Annotated in this window: 5 protein-coding genes; 2 read left to right on the top strand and 3 right to left on the bottom strand. The window is 40.6% G+C overall.

The features are described 5' to 3' along the window. The coding region (locus tag AB685_RS27605; protein ID WP_047973803.1) for an alpha/beta hydrolase at nucleotides 1-377 on the bottom strand (377 nt) is incomplete at its 3' end. A gap of 240 nt (nucleotides 378-617) precedes the next feature. On the opposite strand from AB685_RS27605, the gene AB685_RS27600 reads away from it, so the two are divergent. Further along, nucleotides 618-1,109 carry an RNA polymerase sigma factor gene (locus AB685_RS27600; RefSeq protein WP_047973802.1) on the top strand — a complete coding sequence of 164 codons (492 nt, stop codon included), beginning with the start codon at nucleotides 618-620 and terminating at the stop codon, nucleotides 1,107-1,109. Further along, nucleotides 1,109-2,020, top strand: coding sequence for a sigma factor regulator N-terminal domain-containing protein (locus AB685_RS27595; protein WP_047973801.1), 912 nt, complete (start codon nucleotides 1,109-1,111; stop codon nucleotides 2,018-2,020). Before AB685_RS27600 ends, AB685_RS27595 begins: the two co-directional genes overlap by 1 nt. Before the next feature lie 67 nt (nucleotides 2,021-2,087). On the opposite strand, the gene AB685_RS27590 is transcribed toward AB685_RS27595, so the two are convergent. Then, a complete protein-coding gene (locus tag AB685_RS27590; RefSeq protein ID WP_047973804.1) occupies nucleotides 2,088-3,611 on the bottom strand; it encodes a BCCT family transporter in 1,524 nt (507 codons plus the stop codon). A 269-nt stretch (nucleotides 3,612-3,880) separates the two neighbouring features. Beyond that, a partial coding sequence (locus AB685_RS27585; RefSeq protein ID WP_047973800.1) for a hypothetical protein occupies nucleotides 3,881-4,074 on the bottom strand: 194 nt, incomplete at its 5' end.

Genomic DNA, 4,074 nt, shown 5'->3' with positions numbered 1-4,074 from the left:
GCGACATACTTTTTAACCTGTTCTGGATGGTCTAACGCTAACCGATATCCCACTCTTGCACCGCGGTCATGTCCTACCAAATGAAACTCCTCAAAGCCTAACTCTCGCATCACATTCACTTGGTCTTTAGCCATGACGCGCTTCGAATAGTTGCTGTGATCAGCCTCCCCTTCAGGCTTACTGCTATCTCCGTACCCACGGAGATCTGTCGCAACGACTGTAAACCTCTCCGCCAATTGATCGATGACTTTATGCCACATCACATGCGTTTGTGGATAGCCATGAAGTAAGAGTAACGGCGGGCCAGACCCTCCCTTTATTCCGTTAATGGTGACCCCGTTTGACTCGACGTTGAATGGTTCATAGTGCTGTAGCATAGAAACCTCCTTGATTTTGGCTTTGCACCTAATAACGTCATTAGCTACATTGAACTCTCATTCTCATATTATCTTAATTTTCTAACTTTTTACAATYATTTTGTCCTCCCTATTTCTTATTAAAATAACTAAACTCTCAAACAGAAAATCCTCCATTCCCTCCTTCATTTATATAAAATGGATTTTAGTGTATACATTTTGAAATACCCATTCGTTGTATAAGTGTTGGGAGGATAAATAATGAAAAAAGAAAATCTGCTAGCCTCCTATCTTAYCCAATTAGGAGAGGAAGTGTTTCGGCTGTTACTCGTGAAGGGAGCGACAAAAGAAGATGCGKAAGATATCATTCAAAATACATTTTATAAAGTGTACACCCTGCTCGATGACCTGAATGAGAATAACTTACGCCCTTGGTTTTTTCGAGTGTCCTTGAATGAACATATTGATCTAAAGAGAAAAAAAGAAAAGCAGAACATCTACTTTAGTGAAGAGATTTATTCAAAGCTTCAACATACTGATCGTGAGTTTGACGCGATTTTAAATAAGGATGAAATTTTCTATCTGTTAAAGGACGTAAAAAAAGAATACAAAGAGGTTTTCCTTCTGAAGTATTACTATGATTTATCTTATGAAGAGATTGCCGCTGTTTTGGACATTAAAGTAGACAGTGTGAAGCAGAAGTTGTATCGTGCACGGAAATTCATTCACTCAAAGATCGGAGGACAACATTAATGGATATCTCATTAAAACAGGCGTTAAAGAAAGCGAAACGAAAGCAAATTATAAAAATAGCTCTTATCTCAATCATCGTTGTACTAATTCTATTACCGGTCTTTTATAAGACGGGAAATTACTTTGCTGCGAAAAGTACGATGAGACTGCATGAGGCACTTTTTTTACATCACAACATATCTCAACCCAATGTTCAAATTGATTCTCAAGYGACAAGCAACCGATCAATGTTCGGCGGCAATATCATAACGAATCGTTCTAAAAACATTAATGGCTATGTCGTTCAATGGAGCACGCTTACTAGTTCGTACGGATGGCTGCGCAGCGAAATAGATTTTAATGAGTTAATACCAGGCTTTTACTGGTCAGATACCGGATTTTATGAATATGACAAACAAACGAAAAAGAAAGTCGCGACCTTCTATCACCCTTCCATAGAAGAGTATCATGATGGCATACAGAACGAATTAGCAGATGTTGCACAGATGGCGAATCATGTTGCAGAGGTAGCGATTTCGTTTGATCAACCGTATCCTTTTCAAGAGATTCAAGAAAGAATTCCAGATAATTTGAATATCGTTTGGCTATACATGACTTCTGAAATACGAGATGAAAGTATGGGGMCAGCCGGCATGCCGGTTTACGGATTTGATCCAGGTGAATCACCTGAAGATGCGTACCCACATTTTGTGGACGCACTTAAAACGTATGATGACCGGGGATATAATGATGCGATCCAAGAGTTTTTAGATGCAAACGAAGATGCTTTAATTGAAGATGTTGAGATCTTAGGCGTCATGTTAACGGGCCAAACGCAAAATCTCGAAGTTTTAGTGGGCGAAGACTTTATTCGCGGGGCGTCTGTAGGAGCAGTTGCAGAAATGGTTCCTTACATTACACCGGAGAAGTAACACCCTCTTTCTAAAACACAAAAAGAGTTGGTAGGAGCGTTTCTGCTCTCTACCAACTCTTTTTTCATTAACTTGCTTTCTTTTTCCGCACATCTTGTGGTGGATTTAACGGTCCTTGCTTTTTCAGCTCTTGGTTCAGAGCTTTGACTAGACCATAGCACATCGTCAGAACAATGAATGTAAGTGGAAAGGCACTGACAATAATTGCGGTTTGGAGGCCTGCTAGTCCGCCTGATGCCATCAGAACGCTCGTTGCTGCGACAAGGATAATGCCCCAAGTCGTTTTTACCTTAGTTGATGGATTGAGAGAGCCACCAGTTGTCATCATCCCGAGAACAAAGGTAGCAGAGTCAGCAGAGGTGACAAAGAATGTCGTGATCAACGCGATCGTTAATATCGAAAGCAATACACCTAGTGGTAGCTGTTGATAGACAAAGAATAAAGCTGTCTCTAACGATTGACCTGAAACATCGAGTCCTTGCGTCAATTCGAGGAAAATTCCTGTTCCGCCAAATACCGTAAACCACATCGCACATACCAGCGTTGGAACTAAAATAACGGCAACGGTAAATTCGCGGATCGTCCGTCCTTTTGATACGCGGGCAATAAACATCCCGACAAATGGTGTCCATGAAATCCACCATGCCCAGTAGAAAACAGTCCAGCCTTGTGTCCAGGCTGCTTCCGTTTCATCAAATGGAGATAAACGCAATCCCATTTGCAGCAAGTTTTGAGCATAGCTCCCTAAGGTTGTCGTAAACATATTGAGTAAGAATAACGTTGGTCCTAAAATAAGCATCGTAAAAAATAAGACGACTGCGATGGACATATTGGTATTACTTAAGTATTTAATTCCTTTTGAGATCCCCGTATTGGCAGAGATCAAAAAGAGCACCGTGATGATTCCCATGATCGCCATTTGAATACCGAAATGATTTGGAATCCCAATTAAATAGGACAGTCCAGCATTGATTTGCTGAGAACCTAGACCTAATGAAGCGGCTACTCCAAATAAGGTCGCAAATACGGCCACGATATCGACCGTATGACCAATCGGGCCTTTCACCTTTTCACCAAGCACCGGGTAAAGGGTCGCACTCATTAATCCAGGTGCCCCTTTTCTAAACTTTTGATAAGCAAGAGCCATCGCGACAATCGCATAAATCGCCCATGCATGCAGGCCCCAGTGCAGCCATGTATAACGCATCCCCATAATAGCCGATGTCTCTGTACTGCCTTCTCCCATTGGTGGGGCTGAAAAATGGGCAATCGGTTCAGATACTCCGTAAAATAAAAGTCCGATCCCCATTCCAGCAGAAAATAACATCGCAAACCAAGTCGGACGGCTGTAATCTGGTTTTGATTCTGGTGTTCCAAGCTTAATTTTCCCGAATTTACTAAAGATCATAAACGCAGCAAATAGTAAGAAGAACGTAGTTACGAGCTGATAAAACCAGCCAAATGATTCTTGTACAAACGCTTGAGCACTATTCATTGCCTCTGCCAATTGTGTAGGGATGACTACACCTATTAGCACAAACAATGCTGCTAACCCTACCGAAACTTTAAACACAATACTACCACTTTTAATCGCAAACACTCCCTCTATGTTTAGTTTGTAAGACAAGTTTTAGCGACCTTTTTATTAAACCATAGATCAAGATTGATATTAAAATAGCATTGAACGTTATAAATTGTGATATGCAATGAAATACCTAAAACGATTTAATATTAAACCGTCGAGAGGTAGAATTACGCTAAAATAGTAAACAATCCTACATTTCCCTCATCATTTACTGTAAAAAACTAGGAGATAGCGATCTACATTAAAGAATCAGCAACATCAAAGTCGCCGATTCTTTATCGATTGCTTTTATCAAATACCTTTTTCTCATTCGAATTTTCGAGCAATTCAATGATTCGGTTGTTTTGCTCGATTTGCTTTCGATGGAAGGTTAGAGTGATGATCATCCATGTGACAACGATGATAATAGGGACTAAGTAGGCTAATGAGGCAAAAATAGAAAAGATCGTGTACATTTGGCGTTCCCCTC

It is taken from the genome of Bacillus sp. LL01, assembly GCF_001037965.1.
The sequence above is the reverse complement of the archived record's forward strand: the minus strand, read 5'-3'. Positions and strand labels throughout refer to the sequence as shown.